The sequence below is a fragment of the Pseudomonas sp. P5_A2_2 genome (genome assembly GCF_054177685.1).
Window position 1 is genome coordinate 1 of the sequence record NZ_JBGCUL010000386.1, and the last position, 4173, is coordinate 4173.

The 4173-nt window shown below is 63.8% G+C and carries 1 protein-coding gene; it reads left to right on the forward strand.

Features of this window, described 5'->3' with window-relative positions; translation table 11 throughout:
- The coding region (locus ACXRVY_RS18905; protein ID WP_458237975.1) for a peroxidase family protein at window positions 1-4173 on the forward strand (4173 nt) is incomplete at both ends.

Below are 4173 nucleotides of genomic sequence, written 5' to 3' on the forward strand. Positions count from 1 at the left end.
GCACAGCCGACGACGTCGAAATCGGCGGGATGGCCACCTGGAAAGTGGTGAAGGCGCAGGCGCGCGACATTCTTGGCATTAATCTCGACGATCTCGACGTCCTCGACCTGCCGCTGTTGGCGACCGACCCCTACGGCAACTTCATTCGGGGGGCGAACGGCTTTGCGCAGATAGTGACCGCGACCGGCTTGCTCGAGGGCAATCCGCTGGCGCCGATTGACGCATCGCTGGCGATCCGCACCGGTCATCAGTTCCTCATCGACATCGCGCACAATGCCAGCCCGGTGGACAGCCAAACCGGTGCGCCACTGACGGCCGATGCCGACCTCGTTGCCGGCGGCCCGCTGGCCGCAGGCTTCTACGACAACGAGCTGCTCGACGCGCACTACATCGCCGGCGATGGCCGGGTCAACGAGAACATCGGCCTGACCACCGTCCACTCCATCTTCCACTCGGAGCACAACCGGCTGGTCCAGCAGACCAAGGACACGATCCTCGCCTCAACGGCCGCCGGCGACCTGACGTTCCTGAACCAGTGGCTGCTGACGCCAGTCACGGCTGTTCCTGCTGATCTGACGACCTTGAACTGGAACGGTGAGCGCCTGTTCCAGGCGGCCAAGTTCGGCACCGAGATGCAGTATCAGCACCTGGTGTTCGAAGAGTTCGCGCGTACCATTCAACCGCAAGTCGACGCCTTCCTGGACTTCGATGACACGATCAATCCGTCGATCGTCGCCGAGTTCGCGCACACGGTCTTTCGCTTCGGCCACTCGATGCTGACCGAGACAATCGACCGGCTGGACCCCAACTTCGTCTCCAGCGAGATCGGCCTGATCCAGGCCTTCCTCAACCCGCTGGCGTTTGCGACCAGCGGCCCGACCCCGGAGCAGGCGGCTGGCGCCATCGTCCGCGGCTTGACGCGCCAGGTCGGCAACGAGATCGATGAGTTCGTCACCGAAGCGGTGCGCAACAACTTGCTGGGCCTGCCGCTCGACCTGCCCGCCCTCAATATCGCGCGCGGCCGCGATGCCGGCATCCCGTCCTTGAACGCGGCGCGCCGTGAATTCTACGCCGGCACCGGCGACAGCCAACTGAAGCCCTACACCAGCTGGGCCGATTTGGCGCAACACCTGAAGCACCCGGAATCGCTGATCAACTTCATCGCCGCCTACGGCACGCACGCCTCCATTACCAGCGCCACCACGCTCGACGCGAAACGCGTAGCGGCCACGCTCCTGGTGTTGGGCGGCGTCGGTGAGCCGGTGGATCGCCTGGACTTCCTCCACAGCACCGGTGTCTGGGCGAACAACGCCGGGGCGGACGGTATTCCGAACACCGCAGACGACTTTACCATCTCCGGCGTTGATGACATCGACTTCTGGGTCGGCGGCCTGGCCGAGGAAAAAATGCCGTTCGGCGGYATGCTCGGCTCGACCTTCAACTTCGTCTTCGAGGACCAGCTCGAGAAGCTGCAGAACGGCGACCGGCTCTACTACCTGCACCGCACCCAGGGACTCAACTTCCTGAGCGAGCTCGAGAACAACTCGTTCGCCAAGATGGTGATGCTCAACACCGACGCGACCCATCTCCCGGCCCTCATGTTCTCGAGCCCGACCTTTACCCTTGAGGTCGACCCGACCAGGCAGTTCAACCGGAGCGTGATTGCCGGTCCGGACGGCATACTGGGCACCGTCGACGACCTGCCCGGCAATGCCGATCCCACTGGCGGCATCATCATCAACGGCGTCGTGATCACGCCGCTGGTCATCCGCGACAACCCCAACACGGTCGGTCCCGATACCAACTACCTGCAGTACACCGGCGAAGACCATGTGGTACTCGGCGGCACGGCCGGCAATGACATTCTCGTCGCTGGCGACGGCGACGACACGCTCTGGGGCGACGCCGGCAATGATCGCCTCGAAGGCGGCTATGGCAACGACGAGATCGAGGGTGGCGATGGCGATGACATCATCACCGACATGGGCGGCGACGACGTCATCCACGGAGAGGCCGGCAACGACGTCATCCACGGCGGCAACGGCATCAATATCATCCTCGGCGGCGCCGGCAACGATTTCATCGTCACCGGCGAGGACTTTTCAGAGGTCTTCGCTGGCGCCGGCAATGACTTCATGCTCGGCAGCCGGCTGAACGCACAAATGATGGGCGGCGATGGCGACGACTGGATCGAGGTCGGGACCCAGGACGGCGCCCCCGGCGACAATTTCACCGGTAACCTGCCACCGGTTTTGCTGGCAAAGTTGACCGACGGCAACGACGTCTTCAGCGGTGACGGCGGCTTCGAYGAAATGATCGGYGARGGYGGCGATGACATCTTYRTCGGCAGYGAKGSCCMGGACAAGATGKWSGGCATGTCCGGTTTCGACTGGGYCACCTACAAGGATGATCATTACGGCGTGACTGTGGACATGAGCCGCATCGCCTTCGAGCAATCGGCCCTGTCGCCTTCAGTTGCAGGCGTGCATACCAAGTTCCCCCAGGTGGAAGGACTGTCGGGGTCGGCGTTCAGCGACATGCTGACCGGCGATGATGCCGACGCGCTCGCGATCGCCGCTGCCGGTGTCCAAGGCAGCGTGCTCACCAATATTGACCTTGTCAACGGTCTGCGGGCGTTTCTTGGCGCGGCTGCAGCCGGCCCGGACGGAATCCTGGGCACGGTAGACGATCAGTTCGGCGCGGGCAACATCCTCCTCGGCGGTGATAGCAGCGACATCATCGAAGGTCGCGGCGGTGACGACCTGATCGACGGCGACATGTGGCTGAATGTGCGCATCAGCGTGCGCCAGAACCTTGACGGAACCGGGCCGGAGATCGCCACCTTCGACAGCATGGAGCCCATGATCCCGTTCATGCTCGATGGTACCTTCAACCCCGGTCAGCTGGTCATCGTCCGCGAGATCCTGACTGCTGCCCCCGCCTTTGACACGGCCTTGTTCACCGGTAACCGGCTCGACTATACCGTCACCACCGTGGGCGGAGTGACCACCGTGGCCGACAGCGTCGTCGGTCGCGACGGCACCGACCGCCTGACCAATATGGAGCGGCTGCAGTTMAACGATCAGTCGCTCACCCTGCCAGGCGGGGTCGGGCTCAACAACGACCCGGTGGGCTTGCTGACCATACTCGATGCTGCCAGCAACACCCCGGACGCTACGCCGACCACGGGTCAGTTGCTGAGGGTGTCGGCTGCCGACGTGACTGATGCGGACAACATCGCTACCGGCGGTGCGATTGCCGGACCGATCGCCTTCTACTGGCAGTTTGAAGCAGTCCCGGGTACGGGCGTCTTTCAGGACATCACCCGTCTTGCGGACGGGGGCGCAGCATTGGCGCACATAACCGGGCCGACCTTCAGGGTGACCCCGGATCTCGCCGGGCTGGAGTTGCGCGTCAGGGCCGTCTATAAGGATGAAAATGGCGTGCTCGAGACGGCGTTCTCTGCTCCAACCGCAGCGGTCGTAGCCGGCGTTGCTCCGCCACCGGCAGCCCCGCTGCCGGTCGAGACTCCGGTCGCCAGCACCGGTGTGCACTATATCCGGGCCGATCTGCAGTTCATTCTCGATCAGATTCAGATCGCGGAAAGGAATGCGGCCGGTGAGGATCTCCTCGGCATGCTGCCAAATGCACGGGTGCCTTTGGGCCTGCGCACGGTCGACGGGTCGTTCAACAACCTGGTGGTGGCTCAGAACGAGTTCGGTGCAGCCGACACGATCTTCCCGCGACTGGTTCCGGCGCAGTTCGATACGGCGGAGGCGGGCACCACTTACGCCCAGACCAGCGGCCTGGTGAACGACTCGCAGCCGCGCACCATCAGCAATTTGGTCGCCGACAACACCGCCACCAACCCGGCGGCGGTCGCGGCCACGTTCGATCCCGGTCTGGATGGCATCCTCGGCACGGTTGACGATGTCTTGAAGGACGGTGCGCAGGTGGTTACTGGAACCCGTACTGACGGCACGACGTTCCAGACCTTTTTCATGCCTAACGTGGCGCCGGACGCAGGCCTGTCCGCGCCGTTCAATACCTGGATGACCTTCTTCGGTCAGTTCTTCGACCACGGTCTCGACCTGGTGACCAAGGGCGGCAGCGGCACGGTGTTCATTCCGCTGCAGCCGGACGATCCGCTGTTCGTTCCGGGCAGCCCGACCA